This is a genomic window from Leptospira borgpetersenii serovar Javanica (assembly GCF_003046425.1).
Classification (GTDB): Bacteria; Spirochaetota; Leptospiria; order Leptospirales; family Leptospiraceae; genus Leptospira; species Leptospira borgpetersenii.
Genome location: NZ_QAJG01000008.1, coordinates 157,238 through 181,576 on the forward strand (window position 1 = coordinate 157,238; position 24,339 = coordinate 181,576).

The 24,339-nt window shown below is 38.7% G+C and carries 21 protein-coding genes and 3 pseudogenes; 5 read left to right on the top strand and 19 right to left on the bottom strand.

The annotated features are described in order from the left end of the window. Nucleotides 1–786 precede the first annotated feature (786 nt). The gene (locus tag CLV95_RS08640; protein ID WP_002734839.1) at nt 787–1,779 is read left to right on the top strand and encodes a glycerophosphodiester phosphodiesterase; all 993 of its coding nucleotides are present in this window, start codon (nt 787–789) and stop codon (nt 1,777–1,779) included. A gap of 84 nt (nt 1,780–1,863) precedes the next feature. Here the strand turns inward: CLV95_RS08640 and CLV95_RS19325 are convergent, their stop codons facing one another. The 14 genes and pseudogenes from CLV95_RS19325 to CLV95_RS08715 all read right to left on the bottom strand — a co-directional run bounded on the left by CLV95_RS19325 (nt 1,864) and on the right by CLV95_RS08715 (nt 11,404). Next, nucleotides 1,864–2,181 carry a hypothetical protein gene (locus CLV95_RS19325; protein ID WP_002735065.1) on the bottom strand — a complete coding sequence of 106 codons (318 nt, stop codon included), beginning with the start codon at nt 2,179–2,181 and terminating at the stop codon, nt 1,864–1,866. A 250-nt stretch (nt 2,182–2,431) separates the two neighbouring features. Further along, nucleotides 2,432–2,678 (bottom strand): annotated as a pseudogene (locus CLV95_RS19065) (WGR domain-containing protein); the annotation flags it as partial. Nucleotides 2,679–2,956: 278 nt separating this feature from the next. Next, nucleotides 2,957–4,285 carry a WGR domain-containing protein gene (locus tag CLV95_RS08655; RefSeq protein WP_002727507.1) on the bottom strand — a complete coding sequence of 443 codons (1,329 nt, stop codon included), beginning with the start codon at nt 4,283–4,285 and terminating at the stop codon, nt 2,957–2,959. 181 nt (nt 4,286–4,466) lie between these two features. After that, nucleotides 4,467–5,117 carry a hypothetical protein gene (locus tag CLV95_RS08660; RefSeq protein WP_002734913.1) on the bottom strand — a complete coding sequence of 217 codons (651 nt, stop codon included), beginning with the start codon at nt 5,115–5,117 and terminating at the stop codon, nt 4,467–4,469. Nucleotides 5,118–5,456: 339 nt separating this feature from the next. Then, entirely contained in the window at nt 5,457–5,942 is a 486-nt protein-coding gene (locus CLV95_RS08665; RefSeq protein WP_002727492.1) for a DUF4240 domain-containing protein, read from the bottom strand. Between the two features lie 535 nt (nt 5,943–6,477). After that, complete coding sequence (locus CLV95_RS19335; RefSeq protein WP_002727500.1) at nt 6,478–6,636, bottom strand: hypothetical protein; 159 nt, start codon at nt 6,634–6,636, stop codon at nt 6,478–6,480. A gap of 183 nt (nt 6,637–6,819) precedes the next feature. Further along, nucleotides 6,820–7,356: a hypothetical protein gene (locus CLV95_RS19340; protein ID WP_016749259.1), complete on the bottom strand. Its 537-nt coding sequence runs from the start codon at nt 7,354–7,356 to the stop codon at nt 6,820–6,822. Nucleotides 7,357–7,463: 107 nt separating this feature from the next. Further along, nucleotides 7,464–7,649: pseudogene (locus CLV95_RS19775) on the bottom strand (hypothetical protein); the annotation flags it as partial. Nucleotides 7,650–7,745: 96 nt separating this feature from the next. Continuing rightward, nucleotides 7,746–9,146 carry an NAD(P)(+) transhydrogenase (Re/Si-specific) subunit beta gene (locus tag CLV95_RS08685; RefSeq protein ID WP_002721262.1) on the bottom strand — a complete coding sequence of 467 codons (1,401 nt, stop codon included), beginning with the start codon at nt 9,144–9,146 and terminating at the stop codon, nt 7,746–7,748. A 4-nt stretch (nt 9,147–9,150) separates the two neighbouring features. Further along, nucleotides 9,151–9,435 (bottom strand): NAD(P) transhydrogenase subunit alpha part 2, encoded by a 285-nt coding sequence (locus CLV95_RS08690; RefSeq protein WP_000434762.1) that lies wholly within the window; start codon nt 9,433–9,435, stop codon nt 9,151–9,153. 77 nt (nt 9,436–9,512) lie between these two features. Next, nucleotides 9,513–10,241: a 7-cyano-7-deazaguanine synthase QueC gene (queC, locus tag CLV95_RS08695; RefSeq protein WP_002721258.1), complete on the bottom strand. Its 729-nt coding sequence runs from the start codon at nt 10,239–10,241 to the stop codon at nt 9,513–9,515. A 17-nt stretch (nt 10,242–10,258) separates the two neighbouring features. Next, nucleotides 10,259–10,645, bottom strand: a complete 387-nt coding sequence (gene queD / locus CLV95_RS08700; RefSeq protein WP_002721264.1) for a 6-carboxytetrahydropterin synthase QueD — start codon at nt 10,643–10,645, stop codon at nt 10,259–10,261. 80 nt (nt 10,646–10,725) lie between these two features. Next, complete coding sequence (locus CLV95_RS18820) at nt 10,726–10,872, bottom strand: hypothetical protein (RefSeq protein ID WP_162900077.1); 147 nt, start codon at nt 10,870–10,872, stop codon at nt 10,726–10,728. Between the two features lie 298 nt (nt 10,873–11,170). After that, on the bottom strand, nt 11,171–11,404 hold the full coding sequence (locus CLV95_RS08715; RefSeq protein ID WP_002734934.1) for a hypothetical protein: 234 nt from the start codon (nt 11,402–11,404) through the stop codon (nt 11,171–11,173). A 364-nt stretch (nt 11,405–11,768) separates the two neighbouring features. Between CLV95_RS08715 and CLV95_RS08725 the strand changes: the two genes are divergently transcribed. Then, nucleotides 11,769–14,285 carry a penicillin acylase family protein gene (locus CLV95_RS08725; protein ID WP_107694920.1) on the top strand — a complete coding sequence of 839 codons (2,517 nt, stop codon included), beginning with the start codon at nt 11,769–11,771 and terminating at the stop codon, nt 14,283–14,285. A 157-nt stretch (nt 14,286–14,442) separates the two neighbouring features. Continuing rightward, nucleotides 14,443–15,051, top strand: coding sequence for a uracil-DNA glycosylase (locus CLV95_RS08730; protein ID WP_002721260.1), 609 nt, complete (start codon nt 14,443–14,445; stop codon nt 15,049–15,051). Here CLV95_RS08730 and CLV95_RS08735 read toward each other — a convergent pair. From CLV95_RS08735 to CLV95_RS08750, 4 genes are all read right to left on the bottom strand, one after another. Beyond that, nucleotides 15,020–15,976, bottom strand: a complete 957-nt coding sequence (locus CLV95_RS08735) for a hypothetical protein (protein ID WP_016757649.1) — start codon at nt 15,974–15,976, stop codon at nt 15,020–15,022. The two genes, CLV95_RS08730 and CLV95_RS08735, sit on opposite strands and share 32 nt — an antisense overlap. Nucleotides 15,977–15,996: 20 nt before the next feature. Continuing rightward, nucleotides 15,997–17,070 (bottom strand): alpha/beta hydrolase, encoded by a 1,074-nt coding sequence (locus CLV95_RS08740; RefSeq protein ID WP_002734861.1) that lies wholly within the window; start codon nt 17,068–17,070, stop codon nt 15,997–15,999. A gap of 56 nt (nt 17,071–17,126) precedes the next feature. Then, nucleotides 17,127–17,657, bottom strand: a complete 531-nt coding sequence (gene msrA, locus CLV95_RS08745; RefSeq protein WP_002721272.1) for a peptide-methionine (S)-S-oxide reductase MsrA — start codon at nt 17,655–17,657, stop codon at nt 17,127–17,129. Between the two features lie 91 nt (nt 17,658–17,748). Then, nucleotides 17,749–19,029 (bottom strand): porin, encoded by a 1,281-nt coding sequence (locus tag CLV95_RS08750; protein WP_002734835.1) that lies wholly within the window; start codon nt 19,027–19,029, stop codon nt 17,749–17,751. A 371-nt stretch (nt 19,030–19,400) separates the two neighbouring features. Here CLV95_RS08750 and CLV95_RS08755 point away from each other — a divergent pair, with 371 nt between their 5' ends. Then, the gene (locus CLV95_RS08755) at nt 19,401–21,113 is read left to right on the top strand and encodes an acyl-CoA dehydrogenase family protein (protein ID WP_002735025.1); all 1,713 of its coding nucleotides are present in this window, start codon (nt 19,401–19,403) and stop codon (nt 21,111–21,113) included. A 230-nt stretch (nt 21,114–21,343) separates the two neighbouring features. Here the strand turns inward: CLV95_RS08755 and CLV95_RS08760 are convergent, their stop codons facing one another. Beyond that, on the bottom strand, nt 21,344–21,931 hold the full coding sequence (locus tag CLV95_RS08760) for a hypothetical protein (protein WP_016749255.1): 588 nt from the start codon (nt 21,929–21,931) through the stop codon (nt 21,344–21,346). 2,123 nt (nt 21,932–24,054) lie between these two features. On the opposite strand from CLV95_RS08760, the pseudogene CLV95_RS20230 reads away from it, so the two are divergent. Further along, nucleotides 24,055–24,123: pseudogene (locus tag CLV95_RS20230) on the top strand (integrase core domain-containing protein); the annotation flags it as partial. Nucleotides 24,124–24,339: the final 216 nt, after the last annotated feature.

A 24,339-nucleotide genomic window follows, 5' to 3' on the forward strand; every position in this document is an offset into this window, starting at 1 on the left:
TACATCTTCTTAAAAAAAGCCGACAATTCCGGATTCGGCGCGTTTTGTAGGAATTATTATATATTTGCAAAAATTGTTCCCTTAATTTTGGGTAGCATTTTTGTTCGTCCGAGTAGGTACTTGAGTTTGGCGTAGAGAGCCTATTTTTTAAAACTTAACTTCTTTCGCAAAATAATAAAATTAAACGTGGAAACTCCTATATCTTGGGCATTTAGAAATCAGAGGGTGATCAAGTTCTATCTTTGTAAATATAGGATTTTTCTGGAAACTATCTCAAAATAGTCGGGATCGGTATTTAAGCAAAGATAACGTACTTTTGAGATAGATTCTAATCTTTTTACGCCGAACTCGCGTTATCTTATTCTAAAATACTGTCGTATAACATCATAGAATATTTTTGAAACAACTTTAGTAACATAACGTGACTTCGGCTTAACAAATGCGAAAGCGATTATATGTTTCGACCTGAAACGGCGCCCCTTAGGAAGCCGTTTCACTGAGTTTAGGGAGAAACATTGAGTTAAAGCGCGGTCTAGCCTTTGCTTGCAAAGGCTGGATTCGCCCAAACTTTCTTACAGCGCGTCCCAAAATCCCGTCGAACGCCAATAGAGATGCGAGACGCTTTAGTTACCCGAGCGCGTTTTAGTTTTCTGTTTTGTCAGAAAGATTAAGCTGCAAGGTTCTGTCCCAGTTTTGGGATAAAATCTTATATTGAACTCACGTTAAAATTAAGTTTTGGAACATGCTGTAAATTGATTTTTAAAAAATGCTTCCCGCAATTCGAAAATGGAAAAAAATCCGTTTAAGATGAATGCAAAAATCAAAACTTGGTATTCTTTAGAAATATTATTCGTTCTAATCCTTTGCTTTGGGGTAAATTCCTGTTCGAATGTGCCGATTATCAATAAACCCTTGAATAAAAGTTTAGACCTACAAGGTCATCGAGGTGCGAGAGGTTTAAGACCTGAAAATACTTGGCCTGCTTTTGAAGAAGCGATTCGATATGGAATGACCACCTTGGAATTGGACACGGTTCTGACCAAAGATAATAAAATCATAATTCATCACGATTCGTTTACCAATCCTACAATTTGTCAGAAAAAGGATGGAACTCAAATCGTATCAACTTCGTTATACGAACTAACTCTTTCCGAATTGAAACAACTTGATTGTGGAGCTAAAAAAAATCCTAAATACTCCGAACAAATTCCAGTTCCTGGAACTGAGCTGATTACGATCGAGGAATTTTTTACGCTTGTCGCAAACGCCGAAAAGAAAAATCCAAATCGAACCAAGTTAAAATTTAACATCGAAACAAAATTTCCGGACGACAACAATTCTCAAATTCCAATAGGAAAAGTTAAAGAACATGTAAATTTATTAGTTCAAGCGATAGAAGATGCAAAGGTTGTAGATCGAACTACAATTCAATCTTTCTATTTACCAGCTCTTCCAATTGTAAAAGAGGTAAATCCAAAATTGAAAACAAGCGCACTTTTTTCCCTCACCTATTTTCAAGGAGCCATGATGAAATTAGGACTTGGAAACGGAACTCGCCGAGAAGCCCTTCAAAAAACATTAGAAGTAAAAGCAGACGTCATTTCCCCTTACTTTTTATACGTAACCGAAGAATTCGTGCAAGAAGTCCATTCCCATAATATATCGGTGATTCCTTGGACGGTCAATGATTCGAAAGTTATGAGAAAATTGATGGATGCGGGAGTCGACGGCATCATCAGCGATTATCCGGATCGGTTGTCTATAGTAATTAAAAATTGATTATATTATAGAAATTTGAATCGATATTTCAAAAACTTCAGAAACCATATGGTTCTGAACTATAATTCTATTAGCTAAACATAATCAAACGATAGGTATTTCAATATTAATTCCATAGATTTCGGCAAAACGTTTTAGGAAGAGTGAGCCGATATTGTAAGGCTGTGGGTCTTCAATATCCCCGCCTTCATGAGAAAGATAATAAATGATAGGCTCTCCAAACGTGTTGGTTTCTTGAGTATGGAACAACCATTGGTCTGAAGAATCCAACATAGGAGTGATGATGTCTTTCGGATGGGTTTCTTTTAAGAGAATAGAAGCTTTTTTTCCAAGAGCGAACCACCATTTTTCATCTTCATTATAGTATTTATGGTCACCCAACCAAAGATAATCGGATTCCATGCGTATTAACTCGTGTCTGGAAAGAATTTTTTGATAACTTTTGGGATATTTGGAGGGTATTTTGGTAAGAGGTGGAAAAGCTATTAAGGAATCTATTTCATGAAATTTTATGACGATTTTTTCTTTAGTGCAGGTTGCTTTAACCGCTCCCTGCATCACTGTACAATACTTTTTCAAAACCTGGTGTATCCGCCAAATACGAAAAATGTTCTACTAACGCTTTGTGTAGGTCTTTTGCATTAACGATCCCCTTCCATTCTTCAAGATAATCTCTTTTGTTGCTTTTATTTTCCATATTAAATTCTCTTTCAGTGTAACCGTTCTTCACTTTCTTTGCTTTTTTCAAACACTCAACTTCGTTAGTTATCGAAAGTTTTGGTTTGCGATGTGCCTGCGGTACCGGCTTTTCCATAGGTTACAGTAAAGGATTTTCCAGATGCTTCAATGTTCCAGAATTTATCGGACTTGTCGTCTTTGTAAGTGAGGTGGTGTTTCATTTATCTATCTTTTTGTTATCTGTGACTTTGTTGGTGAGAATACCAACAAAGGATAAAATAAGGGCATGTTTATAAAATCAAAAAATAACAAAACGTATAAGAAATTCTAATAAGAAACCACTGCTTTACGGTTCGAGAGTTCTAAAATTTATTTTATAGGGTTCCCATAATGAAATTCTTTTTTTTCATTAGGCATTCCAAAATACTTCATTTAATATGTAGAGCATCTTCATTTTTTCTTTATGGTTAGTTATTTTAACTTGAGAGATTTCCTGTCACTACTCAAAAACTGAACTGCTTGTATATTCTGAAACAGGAATGAATCGAATACCCTTAGGGCTAATTTTCTGAATTTCCGAAACTATTCTTTCATGTATTATATAATATTCACAACCATAAAACATCTTGAATATAGCGCGTCTTTCAAATGGAATTTTTTTTAAAATCGTTTTATCTAATACAATGGAATCAACTTCGAATATCTGTCCGTTTGGGTGAGTTGTCAAGGCGGACTTTTTTTCATCAAGGCATTGAATTGTCGCTACATGAAGAACATAGTAGTTTGAGAAAGTTTCTTGTTGTGTGTCGATAGTAGCAGGAATAAAATTGATATTGCAAACTGAAAGCTGGTCAATTATTTTTTTTATTCTTTGGGAGACGACAGGCTCAGGCAAACTATGATAATCAACTAAAGTATATTTTTTAGGAATCGGAGCTCCCAGCGTTAGCTTTAACTTAAAGTCAGAGGGTGCGATGAAATTTTTCCCTTTAAATCTATAAAAAAAACGCATGCCATCGTAGTACGATAAGAGAGGGTATGAATCATTGTTTTCACGTTCTATGACAAAATAATTCATTTCTGATTCAGGGATATCTTCAGGAAAATAGTTTTCATCTTCAATGTCAAAAAAGTACTTTTTAAATAGTGCTTTGTATACGGTTGAGTTTTTGATGTCCTTAAAGTCATCATGATTGAACAAGTGATAATATTCTCTTTCTTGCAGAAACGTCTTTAGCCATGCAACAGCTTTCTCTGGATCATTTAATTTATTATATAGTGTAGCTATCCCGTAAGTTGGAAATGTCTTAAATGAAGGGAACAAGGTGATCATTTTTTCATACATCGACATTGCTTCAGTATAATCTTTTTCATGGTTTAATAAAATAGTATAATGATCATAGGATGAGTAATTCATCGGATTGGCATCTATTGCCATCAAATAATGTTCTCTAGCTTTTTGAAACTCTCCCAATTCATAAAAGTAACGACCAGTCAGAGTTTCCAGTTCTGCTTTTTGAGAGTTCGATTGAATAAGCGGTTTAGCTTGCTCACATAACTTGGCTGCTGAAACCAAATCCTTTGATCCCAGAAGCCTGTAAATAAGGTCGTGATAAGTTTTCCAATCTTCTCTATAACCTTTCTTCAACTTCTCATTCAACAGCTTCTCCGCTTCTTTCAGGCATTTCTCTTCGTTATCGAAAGTTTTGGTTTGTGATGTGCCTGCGGTACCGGCTTTTCCATAGGTTACAGTAAAGGATTTTCCAGATGCTTCAATGTTCCAGAATTTATCGGACTTGTCGTCTTGATATGTTAAGTAGTTTTTCATGTTTTATCCTATAGATTTATTGAGTAAAATAGTGTTTTTAAAACTCAAGGTTTATAACTTTAGCGTCGTATGTCGTAGAGCTGATATTGAGATAGGCTGCGGTGTTAAATAAAAAAACGGACTTTTTAACGTCCGATCGTTTTCGAGCCAATTCGGTTTATACGATGAAAAACGCGTGAATTCATTCAGCGGCCATAATTTCTTTCAACGCTTTCTTAAAATTGTCTTTTGTGGCGAGTGTATATTCCGAAACTGTTTTATTCTTTTGAGATATAGTGATTTTATCGACGGATCCGGAATTCGTAAGAAGTTCTTTGGTCGCGGTTTCGTCCATATAAAAGTAAAGAACGATGGCGCCGGAAGAGGTATCGTATTTATAATAACTTCCGTTCGAACTTTTCTTTCCGGCCTTGAAAGAGATCTGTGAGAATTCTTCCCCTCCCGCATAAACGTAATTATTCACCCAAAACTCCACGTTGTAAGCGATGTACGACTTATCGGGAGTTGTCACTTTTGTGAATACGAGAAAATGATTGTAACCGTCCTTATCCTTAACGGTGATATCGATGTTCTTTGTGGAATGAGTTTTCTTTTCCTCTTCTTGTGCATAAACGTTGAATGCTGTGATGGAAGAAAACAGAAATAAAATTAAGAAAACGGAATATATGAATCTTCGGGTGCGGGAATTGTTTAAATTCTGTTTCATCGTGCGGTCCTTGTTTGGTGTGAAGTTTCGATTTAAGACGAAGTCGACTTCATTTTTTAAAACAAAGTTTTTCTTTCTAAAATCCTTCGAATATCGTATCAGAATGAGAGTCTTCGTTCTCACCACGTTATAGAATGGTTTCGTCTTTCTTATCGAGAGAGTTCTAATCTATCGAAAATTTCTTCTTTAAACGAAATCGCGTTTTGATTCTTGTCCGAAACAACGCATCGAGTATTTGATTTTCAACCGAAAATTGATTCGATCAAGTATCGAATTTTCATATCGATCAATTTGATACTCGCGCGTAAGAAAAGATTAGGAGCAAGGGCGGATTAAAGTCAGATTCGGTTTTTAAATGTTTTTTTAAAGCGACCGACACGGAGCAGATATTTTTTGTTGTCGTCCGTTAGTATTGGATAACACCGGCTTGACACGAGGTCGGGCCAGTGTAGAGGATTCTTACCATTACTTCCAATACATTTCCATCAGTTTGGGGAGTTTTTTACGATTCTCTGATTCGTCGTTGAAATCCCATTCTTCGCCTACTGGTGAATCAGGCGCCTCAAAGTCTTTCCTTGGCATATCTTTACTGGTCTTTTCTTCATAAATATCAAGAGCTGAGTAGCCAAATAATTCATTAGATAACCAGGCATTTGGCAGTGCGGATAAACTATCCGGATCTTTCAGAGCGGTTTCATAAACGGATTTTCCTTTTGCGATTAGTCCATAACGGAAATCGATAAAACCATCGTCTGAACAACCTCCTTCGATAATATACGCTGCACCCCATAGAGCCCAAGTGTATGCGGTCTTATGCAGTGTATCAAAATGAACTTGATAAGAAGCAATTTCATCCGGCTGTAATTCTTTAAGAATTTCTTTAATTTCTTCTTCAGGTTTGTCACTTGCTTTGATCTGTTCAATGATTGACCAAAATTTTTCTAGATTCATAGATTACTCCATAACTTTCATTTGATAATAATAAGAACTTGTCCCAAAACCTGAGAAAAGAAATCGGCCCCAAAAGTTCGTAATAAAGCGAAAACGTAGGAGTTCCCACGGATCATGGCTCTTTGATAATTTACGGGCTTTCGAACAGATTTTATTGTTCGTGCACTCTTGTTGGAGTTCTTACGGTTCCAAGGTTTTGGGACAAGTTCTAAGTCTAATTGTGCTCCTAAGGAGGATGGGTACGAAACGCACGCTAACTAAAAATTTGATATCAAATAGAATTGTCAAATCAAACTTGATCCAAATGACTTGAGGATTTATATCGAATTTTCGAAATTGAAATGTTTTTTGGAAGGCTATGGAAGTTGCTCATTTCTCTTTGTTTGCAAATGTCAATTTTGCATCTATCTTTTGTTTGAAGTTGACGTTTTACCACGTGCCCCAAAATTCAATTTTACTGTGTCAAAAGGTTCAGCTCTACTCCGGCCCTGTTGGTGGACAGGTTCTGACAGAAATACGAAATTATTTTATAGATTTAATTGTTTTTGTATAGATTCGCATTTAAACTCTCTTTGAGTATCCCATCAATCAACTCGGATTTTTTTCCCAATCTTTTCGCCTTTTGAGCGTATTCGATTGCAGCTTGTTTATTTCCGATTTTCCAATGTATCTCTGCAAGATTGGCTATATACATCGATTCGTTCGGGACAATTTTGGTCGCTTTTTCAATGGCTTGGATCGCTTCTTCATTGCGAGAAAGCTCTTGGAAAAACTACATCCGATCAAATTGTAAAGCGCAGCGATTCCGAAAGAGCGGATCGAACCGATTCTTCCGCTTGAGTATATTCTTCTTTTCGAACATGCTCCCAACCCCGTTCTACTCGATCGCGCACGCTTTGAGAACGAGCTTGATGAGTTTTTTCTGCCGAACTATCTCTTTCGCCAGTATTCGGATTTTTTTTGCGGGATAGCGCAGATCCAAATCTTCAAATATATTAGAGATTTGTGATACGAGTTCGGAAACATCCAGTTTCTCATGCCACATTTCGTTTTTTATTTCTTCACACAATCTAAGCAAAAAATAATCCATATTGCCGGGCAAATTCAAATATTCGGAAAGTCCCGCTTCCATCATTTCATGGAATTGATCGGTTCCGAATTGACCTCGAAAACAACGCACAGCCATTAAAGATAAAGTTTCCTGACACCATCCCCATTTTTCAACAAGGGCGTTAATATCGTCGCTTTGATACACTTCATGGTTCAGATCGTTCGAACGTAAAAAGTTGATATAATTTTCGATATTTTTTTTGTCAAAAAGAGCTAATGCCATGATAGCATGCGTTCCCGCGTGTTCTTCTTCGCTAGACCAAAGGATCGAATATTGAATATTATAATCGATAATTGTGTTCACATATTAGAGTTGTTGAAAAATTCCATAATTCAGATTAACAAAACTGCTTTAATCGACCGTTTTCATGAAACGGAAACAGATGAAGAATTAATTTTTCAACAACTCTATTTTAGAATCAATGGATGAAATTCAGAATGCCGAACAGCTTCGCTATAAAATTTTCTTTCAGAGCTAAAAGGTCTTTCGTCATCCTTTGAGTTGTCCCACGCTCCAAATTTTATTTCCGGTTCCGTTATGAAATTATCAAAAATTTCTTTCAAAATCGCTTCAATTTTTTGTTTTTCATAGCTCATAGTAAGAGTTATTTTAGTGAAGGAGAGATTTGTCAGAATAAAAAAGCCGAACTTTACAGCCCGGCTTTTAGTGTGTTCTTGAAAAAAACGAACCTTTTAGGTATCTTTCAGAGCTGTTACGATTTCCTGAGTCGCTTTTTTACCGTCTTGGAAATACATAAGAGCGTTGTCTTGGATAAAGAGCGGGTTGGGAACTCCCGCAAACCCAGGGCTTAGACTTCGTTTAATAACGATGACAGTTTTTGCTTTGTCCACGTCCAAAATAGGCATTCCCGCGATCGGGCTACTCGGATCCGTTTTAGCAAGGGGATTTACCACGTCGTTGGCGCCGTTGACGATCACCACATCGACTTGTTCGAAAGAAGGATTGATCTCGTCCATTTCTTTCATCTTGTCGTAAGGGATGTCGGCTTCCGCCAAGAGAACGTTCATGTGACCGGGCATTCTTCCCGCAACGGGATGAATCGCAAATTCAACGTCGATTCCTTTATCCGTTAGAATATTATAAAGATCTCTTACGGCATGTTGAGCTTGTGCAACCGCCATTCCGTAGCCGGGAACGATCACGACTCTCTGAGCCATATCCAAAAGCATCGCAACTTCTTCTGCGGAAGTACTTTTGGTTTTTCCTGCATAGATGTCTTCTCCGCCTTTGGAGTTGTCTACAGCGGCACCGAGTCCGCCGAAAAGAACATTCGGAAGAGAACGGTTCATTGCCTTGCACATAATTTGTGTTAGGATAATTCCGGAAGCTCCCACGAGAGAACCCGCGATGATGAGAACGTTGTTGCCGAGGACAAATCCGGTGGCGGAAGCCGCGATTCCCGAATAAGAGTTCAAAAGTGCGATGACGACGGGCATATCCGCTCCACCGATCGGCATTACGAGTAAAATTCCTAGAATGGAACCCGCTACGACTACATACCAATACCATTCTATCTTTTCAGGTTGAATCACAACGAAGTAGCTGAGAGCGATGGAACCGAGAAAGAAAAGAATTTTTACAAGCTGATCGCCCGGATAACGAACCGCTTTTTCGGAAAGAATTCCCTGGAGTTTTCCATAAGCCACAAAACTTCCAGTAAGAGTCACGGCTCCGATAATTCCGGAAGCGGCGGTGGAAATCGTAAACTGATACGATTTTAAAACTGCGAGGTTGGTTCCTTGATGTAGAACTTCCATCACTGCGGCGCCTGCGACGAGAAAGGAGGCAAGTCCTCCGAATCCGTTCAATGCCGCGACAAGTTGAGGCATTGCGGTCATTTCCACTTTCACGGAGAGATAAACTCCGATTGCGGTTCCGACGATGAATCCTGCTAGGATATACTCGTATGCAAGACCTTTTTCAATAAGGGCCGCCGCTATCGCGAAGAACATTCCCACAGCGCCTGTAAAGTTTCCTTTGACTGCGGTCTTTGGGTGAGAAAGAAGTTTTAATCCTACGATAAAAAGGATCGAGGATAGAAGATAAACTAAATTGATGATCGACTTTTCCATATTCTTATTTTTCTTTCTTCTTGAACATTCCCAACATTCTATGGGTCACTAAAAACCCGCCTACAACATTGATCGTTGCAGCGACCATCGCGATAAATCCGATGATATTGATCAACGGTCCATTCACGGAATGAAGAGAGAGAATCGCTCCAATGATCGTGATTCCGGAAATAGCGTTGGAACCTGACATAAGAGGAGTATGTAAAAGAGGAGGAATTCTTGTGATCACTTCGAAGCCGACAAATACGGCCAGTAAGAAGATCGTCAGGTAACCTACGAACTGTTCCATTTTAACTTTTCCTAAAAAGAGATTCCTTCCTTTGGAGAGCTGAGGAAGGTCGGGTTAACAAATGTCAACCGATGAAATCACTTTTCAGAAACTCCGGTCTCCTGAAAACCTTTTTTTCTCAAGAGACAGGCGTCGCATTTTCCGCATGCTTTCCTGTTCTTCGGGTCATAGCAGGAGAATGTAAGATGAAAGGGTACTTGTAGTCGATTTCCCAGAAGAACGATTTCTTTTTTGGAAAGATTTTGGAGAGGAGTCACGATTTTAATCGGGGAACCTTGATTTCCTTTTTTGGTTCCGAGTTGAATCGCCGTTTCGTATGTTTTGATGAACTCCGGTCTGCAATCCGGATAACCGGAATAGTCCATTGCATTCACTCCAATATAGATGGAATTTGAACCGGTACCTTCCGCAAGACAAACCGCAAAGGAAAGAAATAGAATATTTCGCCCGGGAACATAAGTGTTCGGAATTTCTTCTTTTCCTAAAGAATTTTTAGGAACTCTGAGCGATTTCTGAGTCAGTGACGAACCTAAAAATAATTCCGGTTTTAACTTTTGAATTGTGTGAGAAATTCCTAATTGGCGGGTTATTTTTTTCGCATAAAACAATTCAATTTTATGTTTTTGTCCGTAGTCGAAGGAAAGAGCTTGGATTTTTTTTCCGTCTGCCAACGCCTGATACAAACAAGTTGTGGAATCGAGTCCGCCCGATAAAAGGACGACAGCCTTGTCGTTTTCTTGCGAGGATTTCTTCCGTTTCGTATCGGAATTCTTTCCTTTCGAATTCTTATCTTTTCTCGAATTCAAATTTTACTTAACCTTCGTTATCCTTGAGAAGAATTTTTCGGACCTTCATAAATACAAGCACTTGTGCAAGTTTCATTCAGAGTGATTTTATAAAGCAAAGGTAATAAAGGTTTAAGGTGCTTCCAGAGCCAAATGGCTATGTTTTCGGAAGTGGGATTTTCAAGACCAGGAACTTCATTTAGATAATAATGATCCAGATGATCTTCAATCAAAGGTTTCACGATCCTACTGACTTCCGCGTAATCGATCAGCCAACCGGTATTTGAGTCGATTCTTCCCTTTAAATGAAGTTTAAATCGAAAGCTATGACCGTGTAGTCGTTTGCATTTATGACCGTCGGATACGTTTGGAAGGAGATGAGCGGCGTCGAAGCGGAATTCTTTAGTGAGTTCGATTTCTTCCATGAGGTCCTGCCCGGTTTTATAAATTCGGAAGATCTAAAAGTAGACCGGGATCAGGTTGAAAAGACAGAGAAAAAGCCGATTTATTTCACCAGCTCTTTCAAAATCTCCTGCCTTTTTTGATCTTTCTGATGCTCGTTTAAAATCAACCATTCTCTTTTGATTTGTTTAGAGCTTACACCCTTAAGTTCTGCGTATTTGTTGAGAAGTTTTGCAGTTTTCTGATTCATATCGACCAAAAAAATGAAAAGGAAATCTCTGTCAAGCAACTCAGCTTGAGCCTGTATTTTTTGAAAGAATTTCGCAGGGTTTTAATGGATAGTGGTGACCTCGCCTAGTTACGTTTTACTGGGCGCTTTTTTCTTTACATGTGTGGAATCGTGTAGAGTCGCTAAAATCAGGTTTGCAGAAATCGACTGCTTGATGAACGAAATGGAGAGTAAAAAATCCTAAATGCTGCTGATTAAGCCGAACACTATCGTAAAGAAAGACAGCTTGATTGATAGCGGTATCGAACTTCCTTAAAATTTATTGTATGTATAATCCGAATTTAAGAGTTTTATTGATTCTTTCCGCTACGGAATTTTCATAACAATGATTCCTTCGGTTATACCGATCCTGTGGCCCGCGTTTACGTAGAATATCCGTGTAATCCTTCGAACAAAGATCGGAATGATGGATGATCTTTTTGTTCTTAGATACTTGTTCGAGAGCCGTATTGAAAGCATGAATACAACTGAATGTGGGAACTCCGAATTTCATTAGAGTTGTTGAAAAATTAATTCTCTGTCCGTTTCTGCTTCGTTGAAATGGATGTTTGAAGCGATTTTGTTAATCCGAATCATGGAATTTTTCAACAATTCTATTACGAACTTGCCTGATAGATTGTCGCTGATTTCTTTTAAGTTTTTGGAGACGGCGTTAAAACTTTTTTTGCCGTTAAAATGGGATGAAGTTGTACGTTTTCGAATTTTACATCTTGTCTAAAATGCAAGTTTTATTAGACAAACAAATTCAAAAAAACAAGATGATGATTGCTTTTTTGGGCTGGGACATATAAAAATCCAAGATTGTAAGAACGTTTAAATTAGAATTTCTTTTTAAAATTATAGAAACCGGTTAAACTATGAAAAAGGTCATCCATACAATATCAAGTTTTTGGAATCATATACCCACTTGGATCCGCCGATCCTTAGTTACTTTTTTTGTCCTTGTCGTTTTTGTAAAAATAGTCTTTCTATTTTTGATTTTCTGGAAAGCTCCTCGTTTGTCGGGAGAGCTGAGGGTACCCGGACTTACGAACCCCGTTTCTGTCGTCCGAGATTCTTACGGAGTTCCCCATATTCGATCCGAAGATTCCTCCTCCGCCTATTTTGCGTTAGGTTACGTAAGCGCAAGCGATCGTTTGTTTCAGATGGAAATCCTGAGAAGAACGGCCAGGGGAGAATTATCTGAAGTTTTAGGCGCCGAATTGGTTCCAACCGACACTTTTTTAAGACAAGTACTATTAAAGAGAACTGCCGAAAAGATGTTGCAGGAATCCGTAAAAGGAAATCCTCAAATTTTGAAGGAATTGGATTCTTTTTTGGAAGGAATCAATTACTTTTTAAAAACGGAATCGCTGCCGATTGAGTTTACGATTCTGGGTTATCAACCTAAACCATTCGATCGACTCGACGTGCTGAGTGCTCTTTCTTTATTATCTTTTTCTTTTGCGGAAGCTTTGCGGAGTGATTCTCTTTACACCATTTTAGAAAGTAAACTTCCGAATCGAAACATCGCCGAGCTATTTCCAAGGCACGACACCGAAGATCCGTTTTCGATCCGAGAGAATCAACCTTCCTATTCTCCCAAAAGATTAACCGAAACTCGAAAAAATTTTTTCCTCTTACCGAAAAAATCAAAATTCGTAAAATCGAACGAACTTTCCGACTTCGGTTCCGTAATCCAAAAAACGAATCAGATTCTAGAGGAACTTCCTTTGTTTCTGGGAAGCAACTCCTGGGTGATCGGTCCTTCTCGATCAACGACCGGCGGTGCAATTTTAGCAAACGATCCGCATATCGCTTACGGTAATCCCGGAACTTGGTATGAAGTTCATTTGATGGCGGGAAATTACGAAACGTATGGATATCACCTTCCTATTTTTCCTTTTCCGATAATAGCGCATAACGCAAAAAAAGCCTGGGCATTGACTATGTTGGAAAACGACGACATGGATTTTTATGAGGAGGTTCTACATCCGACAAAACCGAATTTCGTAAAAGAAAAAGGAAGTTGGGTTCCGGTTCAAGTTTTTAAGGAATTGATTCCCGTCAAAGGAGAAGAAGCGCGTGAAATTACGATCCAAGTAACCTCTCACGGTCCGATTCTCTCCAAACCGATAGCGGGATATACGGGGCCGGTCGTCTCCCTGTATTGGATCTTTCATCATCTTCCGCTTCCTGTTTTGGAAACAATTTATTCCCTAGGGCATTGCTCCTCTTTGCAAGAGTGTTCTGGAGTTGTTTCAAAGCTGCCTGCTCCCGGTTTGAACATCTCTTATGCGGATGCGAACGGCAACATAGCTTGGTGGAGTGTTGGAAGATTTCCGATTCGTAAGAATAAAACCAACACTCGTAAAATTTTAAACGGGGCTTCCGGAGAAGACGACGTAATCGGTTATCTTCCATTCGCTCAAAATCCCAAACTTATCAATCCGCCGGAAGGAATCATTCTCACAGCAAATCATCTGCCTACCTATGAACTCAAAGGTTATGGAAGACCCGAAGGTTATTGGCAGGAATCGGATCGTGGAAGAAGGATCTACGAACTTCTTTCCCAGAAAAAAAATTGGTCCGTGGATGATATGAAAAAAATCCAGACCGACATTCATTCTTTTTCCGCAAGAACCATCGTTCCTTTGATCTCTTTGGAGCTGGAAGAGGACAAAAATTGGTCCGGAGTATTCCGAGAAGCTCTGGACGTTTATCGAAAGTTCGACGGGGAAAATACATTGGATTCGTCCGGAGCCACGATCTTTCATACGCTCAACCAATTCGTAATGTTGAATTTATGGATGGACGAATTCGGAGAATCGAATCTTCAAGTTTTCGGTCAGACTGCGGAACGTTGGAATTCTTATAAATCGATTCTTGCTAATCCGAAGTCCGATTTTTGGGACGATCTTTCCACTCCGGATCTTCAAGAAACAAGAAGAGACATTCTTATTCGTTCTTTTGCACAAACGGTTCGTTATTTGTCCAAGGAACTCGGCGGTTCTCCCTCTTCTTGGAAATGGGAAAAGGTTCACAAAATCACATTTGAACACCCGATAGGAAAAGTTCCGCTTCTCGGTTTGATTTTCAATCAAGGACCGTTTCCCGTCGCTTCAGGGGAAGCCGTAATCAATCTAATGAATCAGAAAGAAATCAATCCGAAAATGACTCCTCGCGTAGGGCCTTCCAAACGAAGAATTATTGATCTTGTACATCCTGAAAATTCTTGGTCAGTTTTACCGACAGGAAATTCCGGAAACCTGGGCTCTCCTTTTTATGGTGATCAGATTCAAATGTTTCTAAACGGAGAACACCGTCTAATTCGATTTACACAGCCTCAAATCGAAAAGGACTCGAAATATATATTGAAATTTGTACCACAGTAAAAAAATCAGTTTTTCTAATATGATCGGAATGAGCGTGAGAATCGCCTTTGGAGATTCGCGTATACGTATTGTGGAATATAAAGTCCCGTTTCTATAGGATGAGCATTTCCATTGACTTCGTAGAAATTCTTTATCAAATTGGATGGAACGTATTTTCATGGGCAATGAAGAAAAACTAAGAAGACTCGACCTCATTCAATCCGAGGTGTTCGCGTGTAAACTCTGCAAACTCCATACGACCCGCACTCGAACGGTTTTTGGAGAGGGAAATCCGGATTCGGAAGTGGTTTTCATCGGAGAAGGTCCCGGTAAACAAGAGGATCTTACCGGCCGTCCTTTCGTGGGCAGAGCCGGTGAACTACTTACAAGAATCATAGAAAAGGGAATGAAAGTTCCGAGAGAATCGGTTTACATCGCGAACATTGTGAAGTGTAGACCGACCGTGGATATGAAATTCGAAAAGGATAGACCTCCCGAAGACGAGGAAACCAGGGCCTGTGCTCCGTATCTTCTGAGGCAACTTGAAATCATCCAACCGAAAGTGATCGTAACACTTGGAAATCCCTCTACAAGATTTATCTTAAATACAAAAGAGGGAATTACGAAACTCAGAGGGACCTGGGGAACTTTTTTCGGAATTCCTGTGATGCCTACGTATCACCCCAGTTTTGTGATTCGCAACGGCGGAGAGAACAGCCCTCTCAAACGGGATGTCTGGGAGGACATCAAGAAGGTTATGGATCTGCTGGGCTGGAAGTGGTCTTAGCGATTTCTTTTTCTTTCAACCAATCGGCTATTCTTTGATAAATGTCGGAAGGAGCGTCTTTGTAGGCGAAAAGTCCCAAATGATCGTAGTCGATCGATGTCCCATTATCCCTTCCTACTTCCCAATACTCTTTTTTCCCTTTTTTTCTTTTATAAGTCGGATGAATACTTTCTGTCGGAGATACATTGTCGATTCTTCCTCCGATAAATAGGGAAGGGAAATTCGTAGACTCAAACGGTTCCCAAGCCTTCGGGTTTTCCTCCAAAGTAGGCAAGTAGTTAAAAAGATTCTGATATACAAATAGAATCGTAGGATCGTCTTCGTCGAAAGAGATAAAACGTTTACAGAAACTATCCTTGTTTTTGCAGGAAACGCTTAAGTCGGTTCCGAATCTTTTTTCAGCCTTCATTTGTTCGATAAAACTATCGTTGTATTTATAGTCCATTCCGGTCCCGAGAAAAAACGCTTTAGAAATATCCGGTATCTTTTTGGCTTTGAAAGAATGTAGTATCGCTTGTCCTCCCAAAGAAACACCGCCAAGAATATATTCCTTTTGACCGGTGACTTTTTGAATTCTTGCGATAACATCCGGAATGAGATTTTCCCCCGCTTCCTTGAGATTTAAAGATTTGTAATCTTCGAAATGCAACAGCCAAACTGAAAAGCCGTTTCCGTTTAAAACTCCGATTAATCCTGATTTATCTCCTAGGTACAAAACCTTTTTGTTGATAAAAACCGGGTCTACGAGAAGGACCGGAGGATAAGGGGAATTTTCATAGGAAAAGGTGGTTAAAAATACATTCGGTCCTATGTTTGCGGTTTGTGACGTGAATTTCTGTTCTGTAATGACAACATAACGTGTGCAGCTTACAAATACGGCCGCAAAAAATACGATCACAGCCAATTTCATGTTCGTAGGTTTCATTTTTAAGTCCAAAATAGAAATTAGTTTCTTTTATTCAACCAAACTACGAGAGGAATGAAGACATCCTTATCTGCATTCTTTCCGACGATCAAATCCATGTGACCATAATCTTCGGAATGATTGTTTGCTCTGGATACGATAAAAAGGGTTTTATCTTCGGAGGAGATTGTATCATAGGCATAACGAAGAGAATAGGCCGTTCCGATTTTGTCTCTTCTTCCCGCAATCAACAAAGTAGGAATTTTAATATTCTTAAGTCCTTTTGAATAGGAAATTTTACGATCCAAACTTCGGAGTTCTCCATTTTCTACAAAATCTTGAAACTGAAGGACTTCCTTTTTTGTCCCCGGATTGATCGAAGTCGTTTTTACTCCCGAAAGAATCGTAGAATCTACGTTAGGTTCGTGCCAAAAAAGTTCTTCGAAAAATTCTTGGGATAAAAACGAAATTCCAGTCGCTCCTTCGATTCCGATCCAGGTTTCGGCGGGAACGACTGGTAAAAGATTCATCAACGGAGCGAGAATATCCCAGCTTTTAAGTGCGAAACTTGGAGAATCGAGAATTGTAGAAGAACCGATCGCAACAAAATTTACGATTCTTTTTTCGCCAAAACTCCCTATTCTAGAATAGATGATCGCACCACCCAGACTATGGCCGATCCAATTGACCTTATCTTTTCCTGTGGAATTCAACACATGTTTAATGGCTGTGTCTGCGTCGTACCGAATATAGTCGTCCATGCTGTAGGAGAAAGTTTTGTCTCCGAAAAACAAAGAAGGATAACCTGCATCCCTTCTCCCTCTTAAATCCAACAGCCAAACGTCATAACCTTCTTTTTGCAGTCTTCCTACGAGGGAGCTTTTCTCATTGATTTTCATATAGGTTCTATTGGTTATGAATCCGTGACATAGTATAACCGGATATTTTTTGGAAGGGGAACCGGGTGCCGGTGGAAAATGTTCCAACGTTAGATCCCAACCGTCTTCGGTTTTGGGGTGATGAATTTCACCTTGAAGTTGTATACTTGTCTTACATTGGGAAAGGAACGTTCCCAGGAGGAGAATTAGAAAAATCCTTCGTATAGTAGCGTTCATTAGAAAATCAAACTATCCTCCGATTCGGAGAGGGGCAAGTAGAATTCTTAGACGATCTAGGAACCTTCTTTTTTAACTTTGAAACCCGTTTTGAGATATTTATCGATTTTCGGTTTGATTACATAATGACAATAAGCCTGTTTGGGATTGGTTCTGAAATAATTTTGATGATAATCTTCCGCAGGATAAAATTCTTTTAGTGCTTCCACCTGGGTTACGATCGGATCCGAAAAATGTTCTCCGGCTTTTTGTATGGATTGTTCCGCTTGTTTTTTCTGTTCGGGAGAATGGTAGAGAATGATGGATCGATATTGTGTTCCTACGTCGTTTCCTTGTCGGTTTAATGTTGTAGGATCGTGAGAGATCCAGAAAATTTCGAGAATTTCAAAATAACTGATAACCTTCGAATCGAAAGTGATTTGAACCGTTTCTGCGTGTCCCGTTGTTCCCGAACATACGGAGCGGTAATCCGGATTTTTCGTCTGTCCGGCGGCATATCCGGACACGACAGATTCTATTCCTTCTACCATTTGATACACAGCTTCGAGACACCAAAAACAACCGCCACCTAATGTTGCCTGTTCCATACTTAACCACAAATTCCGTTTGATGTGAGAATCTTCGCGAGATTTTCCTTCGTTATTTTACTTCTGTGCAACCGAAATTTGAAATCAAAGTTTAGATTTTTAGGGAAATCGCAAAAACGATGAACTTTTCTTCTTTGGATTTGGATCGATCACGATCAAAAACCGCATCGTAGGAACGAAAATAACGTCCTTCCAGCCGAATCATTGTGTTTTCGTTCGGAATATAATCGAAAGTGATTGTGGCACCCGAAGTTAAAAATCCGTTTTTCGTACCCGTTCGAATGATAGTCTGTTCCGGATCAAACATTCTTTCTAAACGCAAAGAAGTCCTAAATTTCTCGACCGGCCTTAGAGTCATCCAAAACGTTCCGTGATACCATTGCCTATAAGCTCGAACTCCCGGATCGAATACCCTTTGGATTCCGACGTCGCCCGACCCTGCCACGATGAGATATTTTGTGAAATGATATTGTAGTATTATATTGTTATAATATCTTGTTTGTCTATATTGATTGTCCGGGGCCTCGTTTCCGACAAAGGTGTTGTGTGTGATCTTGAACTTATCCGTAGCTTTATAATCGATTTGAGTTCCGATCGCTTTATCCCGATTCGTTTCGGTGATATTGGACCAACCGTTCATCAAATGGAGTTGAAAGGATAATTTATCGGAATATTGATAAGAAAGTCTGAAGCCGCTCGAATAATAAGGCACGTAATCCAGAGCGAGTGCTCTTGAATAGTTCCAATTATTCTGAGAAATCCAATTTTCGAGTCCTATATTTCCGAAGTAGACTCCTCCGTCGAGCCAGAGATTTTTTGCGAGTTTGATTCCGGCATACGCTTCTTGAATATTTTTTACGGAAAGTTCGTTAGAATTTTTTTCCGAACTGACTTCATTTTTGTAATTCGCGTTTACGGAATTTCCAAATTGGAAAGCAACCCTGCCACGATATTGATTCGTTTCGACTTTCCCGTCTATATAAGCGAGATTGATATTACCTTCGTCCCAACGCGCCGGTTGGGTGAGATATCGATTGTCCCTTGAATTGGAACGATACGGATTGTGTGCATAATACGAATCTATAAAAAAACCGAAGCTGGGCAGGTATTTGTTTCTTTCCTGTTCCTCGGTTTCTTTTTTAGGGACTTCCTCTGCGAATCGGGGCTGTGTTTGTTCCGAAATTTGCGTTTTTGTTTCCGGTTGTGTAAAAGAATCCGAATTTTTTTCTTGAGAATATAACGGTGCAACATGAAGAGTTGCCCATAAAAAATAAATCAACGTGGCGTTTTTGCGCTTTAAAAACGAACTTCCGTCGATCCGATTTCTCTTTCGGAGACATTTGAACTTTGTAAGATTTCGCTTTTGTATCATGATTGAATTTTAAGAAATCGATCCTAAAATGCAAGAGCCTGTTCTGAAATTGAAATAAGAGACTATTTCATTCAGGTACAGAAAGAATTAAAATTTTGCACCCGATGTCTTTAAAAATCCAGCTAAAAAGAAAGACTAATTTCAAATCGATTTTGAGAAACGATTCTAAGATTTTGCGACGTAATCCACCCGATTTTGACCTATATTATCGAAATACCGAACACGAACCCGGTTGAGGGGTGGGAGTTCCTACAAAACGATTCGAAAACCGCAAACGATCCTTTTGTTACGCTAAAAATGCAGTAGTTATTACAATTTTCCTTTTCTTGGCCTTTCCGATCTTTTATACTGTATAAGCCTCAGGAGACTCTATGATTCAAAACAACTACTTTTCGGATAACCAAGATATCCAGAATCATTTTGAGCACATTCTTCCCTGGACTGAAATTATACTCGATTACGAAAACGAATTCCCAGACCCTTCTGACGGAGGACCGGCAAATCCATCCGAAACAAAAGAATATTATAAAACTCTTTTGAATACAGTGGGAGATTTAGCCGGAAATATTCTTTCTCCGCATGTAGCGAAACTCGATAGGGAAGGATTGAAATTTAAGGAGGGTAAAGTCGAATTTCCGCCGAAGATGCTCGAACTGGTTTCCAAAGTTATAGAAGCCGGAGTTCAAGCTTACGGGTTTTCGAGAAAATACGGTGGACTTGGTATACCTTGGACTGTGAAATCTTTTATTTCCGAAATTTTCTACAGAGTTGATACATCACTCGCCATTGCCATTGGATGTGTGAATCTCGCTGAAATTTTGGAACACCATGCGACTCGGGAAATGAAAGAGGAATGGATTCCAAAACTTGCCGCTGGAAAATTCGTCTGTGCGATGGGACTCACCGAGCCTGATCACGGTTCTGATCTTTCTAATCTTAGAACCAAAGCCACGAAAGATAAGAATGGAAATTGGGTGCTGAATGGAACTAAACGGTTCATTACACACGGTTGCGGGTTCGGCGACATCCCTGCGATTTTATTGACCCTGGCACGTTCGGGAAAAATAGGTTCTGGTGCAAGGGGACTTTCGCTTTTCCTCGTTCAAAGCAAAAATGTTCAAATTGCGGGAATTGAACGTAAACTAGGACTTCATTGTTCTCCTACTTGTGAAGTAGTCTTTGAAAATTCTCCCGGGCTCTTGATCGGTGAAGAAGGTCTCGGACTCGTTAAATATACGATGGGAATGTTGAATGGAGCGAGAATGGGAATCGCACAACAATCCACCGGACTTGCAACTGCAGCATATTATGAAGCTCTAAAATATACAAAGGAAAGAATTCAATTCGGAAAACCTTTGATAGAAATTCCTGCCGTAAAAAAAATCATCGATCGAATCGAAAGGGAAATGTATGCGATGCGATGTCTGACTCTGGAAGGTTCCCGGGTGATGGATCGTTATTATTGGAGAACGTTTCGTCTTAAAAAACAAGGAGCTACCGAAAGAGAAGCAAAAAACGACATCGTCGTGCACTATTGGGAAAAGATCGCAGATATACTTACTCCGATCAGCAAATTCTATTGTTCCGAAACCTGTTTGAAAGTGGTCAGCGACGCACTTCAAATTCACGGGGGTTCTGGTTACACCGAAGACTATGATATCTCTAGAATCTATCGTGACGCAAGGATCACTACGATTTATGACGGAACCTCACAAATTCAAATCAACGCGTGTATCGGTGGAATTACCTCCGGTTTGACTCATTCGTTTGGAGAATACGTTTCCGAGCTTGTAAACCGATCGGATTTTTCTCTTACTCATAAATTATTTCGCGAATTTCAAGAGCTGGTATTCCTTTACAAAAATTTTTCAAAAAAAGAAAATAAGGACATATACGCGGAAGAGGTCGTTTTTACTTGTTCCAGACTTTTGGCGGGAATCTTGCTTGAACTTTCCTGTAGAAGACTCCCGGAAGAGAGCAAACAAGTCCGACTTAAACTCACGAAAGATTATCATCTTGATACTCTTTTTTTTCTGGAAGGTAATCTTGCAAAACTAAAAGAAGCAAATCGAGTTTCTATTTAAACGAATCGTTTTCCAAGCTACCTATTCGTTGTTTAGATGTTAATAGATAGGGACAGGGCAGGGGAAGCCTTCCCCTATCGAACGACCCGTAGGGAGTGAGATATTGAGTTTCCTTCATACCGAGCTTGCTGTTTTTCTAATTTACAAATGTTTAATTGTATTTCCAAACTCGGCATTCCGTTACCCTTTCGCCGGAAAATTCTTTTGTGCTTCAAGGACTGGACCCGATTTTACCTTTGGTGTGGATTCCGTTCCGAAGCTTCTTTTATATCCAATTCAACTACCATTCCTTGAATCGGCCAATATCCGACTGGATAAAAGAATATATGCCAGAAAGCTAGAATTGTATATAACATATCTGTTTCTATTTCACTTGTCTTTTTAATAATTACGATATACTTTTTGTTCGGTTGCAAATCAACCTGGCGTATAAATTCTTTTTTCCTAAAATAATCTCCTTTTTCAAGCGTCGGCCAAACTCTTCCACGAAATGGACGAACGTAATCTCCAAGCAGATTTACTTTTAAATCGTAGGAACCGGAAGGTACGTTTGCAACGTACTCCTTTTCCGGTTCGAGTCCGCCAAAAGAATCCGTGCTGATGACTTTCTCTTTGTTTAGAGTAAGCTCGAAAACCCAAGTTCCCAAAAGATGTTTTTTTAATTCCTCAGGATTTTCAAGTTTTACCGCCACTTGAGAAACAAGTTGAGAAGTTTTAGAACTATTAACATCCTGCAAATCGCGAACAGTAACTTTACAGGATGGTACGATTATTATCGTAATGGCCCAGATGGCAATTTTCATTATTTTTTCTTTCATATTAACCTTTTTTATAATTATTAACCGTGATTCTGCGAAGTTTAATTCGTAGAATACAAAGTTTAAATATCCGTATCTAATTTATATTCCGAGGTGGTACAAAGTGAATTTTACTTAACATTATTGGCCTTTGAAATAGAATATTAATAAACAAACTCTATTTCCTCTTCTTGCCTCTGATCAACTATCAAGAAATCCGAAATGATATCGATACCTAACTTTTATTGAAGCGTGTTATCTTATAGTTTCTGTCTTTGCAACGTCCAAAGTATTGGCGTCGTATCTTGCAAAAATCCAAGATATGGAATCACTTCGTTTTTGCATTGAGTAATTATTGAAATCATATAATATTTATTAGGTGAAATGGTCTTAGGATTAAAGTGGAATAGTTATCTTCGAGTTGTTTCGCACAGCCAGTCCGGACCTGTTTTTGCTGTTTGAAAGAAAAAAATGGAAGGCAGTTTCTTAGAAACGTTATCAACTCTTCGATGATCGAAAATTCGTCTTAAATCACACACTTGTTAAGAAAAAAGAGAAGTCTGAAGGTTTTTTCTTATTTCATTGGTTTCACTTTTCCATTAACAACGACTATTGCCTCTCTTCAATCTTATTATTATTTCTAGAACTCTTTCGGAGGTGTAACTTCTATTCTGTCCTCGGTTTTTATTCAAACGATTATTTCCTGCGTTAGAGTAGAGTCAAACGATGCCTTCTTCAAATCTCTCTCGAAAAAAATGAAAAACTCTATTTAGGTTAAAGAGAAAATCGTTCGTACCATTCAAAGAGTTAAAGGCGACCTAGGATTCGAAAAAACATTAAGGGAATTTCATATTTCCAAATCCATTTCTCACAATTGTCAATTTTAAGTTCGTTTTAAATATAAAAGCTCTTTGGAAAATCTTTGTTACAGACGTTCTGTTGGTCAGATTTCAAAAGAAGAAGTTCTTATTCTCAAAAGTCTTCTTATGGAAAAAGTCACTTTGTTCTGACCTCTTTCCTCAATCTGGAGTTATGCTAGAAAAAATGATATTCTCCATTATAGTTTATCTTTTTTTACAAATGCTCTAGGCCCCTCCCTCGAACTCTTTGCAAACAAATTCAAAAAATTGAGAAAGGAGGGCTTTAAATCGTCTCGCGGCCGAGCGAAGTTTGGCATTGTGATATCACTCAGTTTGTTACTAAAGATAACGTCAAATTTTATATTTACGCTTTGATTGATAATTTCTCTAAGATAATTTTGGGGTTTAAGGCTGCTTGCGAAGTTGACGGCGGTGTTTGTGCTTCTTTGGTGGAGGAGGTCGTTTCCAAATACCAAAACTCTTTTTTCAAATAGTCCTATCGAAGAAATTTACAATATTATAAAATATCAGTTCATTAATATTTTATATATTTATAATATATAAAATATGGTTCAAAAGTTGTCCGAGTGGCTCCCGGTTTACAACGAAGAGTGCCCCAACAGAACGGGCCGTTATCTCCTTGCTCCTTCTGGGATCTTTCACGTCAAATCCGTTGATTTCGATTTGCTTAAGCAACAATCTAAGTATGCCAAAAAAAGATCCGATCTGAATAAAGTTTGCATCCTGTGAAATTTGTTTATTGAAAGATATAAAAACTACAAAATTTACTCCAATTTAATTTAAATTTTTATAATGTAATCTTTTTCTTTGTATCCTTGGTAATTTCGGTGCCGATTTGCTATTATGGACCTTTTGGTCCAGTTTTCATTCGGAATGTGCTGTTAATATATATAACGTATTATTCATATAATTTAAGTATGGATTAAAATCAACGTAATCTTGATTTTATTCTTTGTTTAAGGATAAAAAATACTTAATTTGTATCTTCTTTTCTCTGGAAGATTGATTTAAAGTATCGGAATATAAAAACTTTTTTATATGTCACAGTGGAGTTGGGTTTTGTTATTCCTCATTTCGCTTATCAAGTAGTCTGATTTCTGTAATCTTGATTTTAGGAAGTTAAGACGTTACATTGATCCCAAGTATGTAGGAGAAAGGGGAGTAGGAGGCATTGTTGTAGGTAAAGCCCGGAATCTGGCATCTAACCACTTAAACTATGTTATAATCTGAATTGAACTCTGCTCTTCTTGTTATTGTTCCCTCTCCAAAGTTATCAAACGAAAAGTTTTGGGCGGTTTGCACCATGTTTATTTTTATTCTGAGGCTGCTTAGTGGAGAGCGTTTAAGATTTGTTAGTTTTCGTTTTATCGCATACTTGGCAACGACGGTTTTTGAACTATGATTCCCGCATTTCCTCGCATTCTTTCGTATTTTAAGTATTGCTTATGTATACTCGGAATCGGCGGTGCACTGTTTTTATTTTAGGAAAACTAAGTCCCGGTGGAAATGAGTATTTAACTTTTAAAATTAGAATATCACATTATTTTT

Bases quoted from the DNA above. Each gene is read 5' to 3' on its own strand.
- CLV95_RS08740 (WP_002734861.1), bottom strand. From the start codon at position 17,070: ATGAACGCTACTATACGAAGGATTTTTCTAATTCTCCTCCTGGGAACG.
- CLV95_RS08735 (WP_016757649.1), bottom strand. From the start codon at position 15,976: ATGAAACCTACGAACATGAAATTGGCTGTGATCGTATTTTTTGCGGCC.
- CLV95_RS19325 (WP_002735065.1), bottom strand. From the start codon at position 2,181: ATGGAATCCGATTATCTTTGGTTGGGTGACCATAAATACTATAATGAA.
- CLV95_RS08655 (WP_002727507.1), bottom strand. From the start codon at position 4,285: ATGAAAAACTACTTAACATATCAAGACGACAAGTCCGATAAATTCTGG.
- CLV95_RS08715 (WP_002734934.1), bottom strand. From the start codon at position 11,404: ATGAAATTCGGAGTTCCCACATTCAGTTGTATTCATGCTTTCAATACG.
- CLV95_RS08750 (WP_002734835.1), bottom strand. From the start codon at position 19,029: ATGATACAAAAGCGAAATCTTACAAAGTTCAAATGTCTCCGAAAGAGA.
- msrA (WP_002721272.1), bottom strand. From the start codon at position 17,657: ATGGAACAGGCAACATTAGGTGGCGGTTGTTTTTGGTGTCTCGAAGCT.
- queD (WP_002721264.1), bottom strand. From the start codon at position 10,645: ATGGAAGAAATCGAACTCACTAAAGAATTCCGCTTCGACGCCGCTCAT.
- CLV95_RS08685 (WP_002721262.1), bottom strand. From the start codon at position 9,146: ATGGAAAAGTCGATCATCAATTTAGTTTATCTTCTATCCTCGATCCTT.
- CLV95_RS08730 (WP_002721260.1), top strand. From the start codon at position 14,443: ATGGGCAATGAAGAAAAACTAAGAAGACTCGACCTCATTCAATCCGAG.
- CLV95_RS08760 (WP_016749255.1), bottom strand. From the start codon at position 21,931: ATGAAAGAAAAAATAATGAAAATTGCCATCTGGGCCATTACGATAATA.
- CLV95_RS18820 (WP_162900077.1), bottom strand. From the start codon at position 10,872: ATGAATCAGAAAACTGCAAAACTTCTCAACAAATACGCAGAACTTAAG.
- CLV95_RS08640 (WP_002734839.1), top strand. From the start codon at position 787: ATGGAAAAAAATCCGTTTAAGATGAATGCAAAAATCAAAACTTGGTAT.
- CLV95_RS19335 (WP_002727500.1), bottom strand. From the start codon at position 6,636: ATGTATATAGCCAATCTTGCAGAGATACATTGGAAAATCGGAAATAAA.
- CLV95_RS08755 (WP_002735025.1), top strand. From the start codon at position 19,401: ATGATTCAAAACAACTACTTTTCGGATAACCAAGATATCCAGAATCAT.
- CLV95_RS08725 (WP_107694920.1), top strand. From the start codon at position 11,769: ATGAAAAAGGTCATCCATACAATATCAAGTTTTTGGAATCATATACCC.
- CLV95_RS08665 (WP_002727492.1), bottom strand. From the start codon at position 5,942: ATGAATCTAGAAAAATTTTGGTCAATCATTGAACAGATCAAAGCAAGT.
- CLV95_RS08690 (WP_000434762.1), bottom strand. From the start codon at position 9,435: ATGGAACAGTTCGTAGGTTACCTGACGATCTTCTTACTGGCCGTATTT.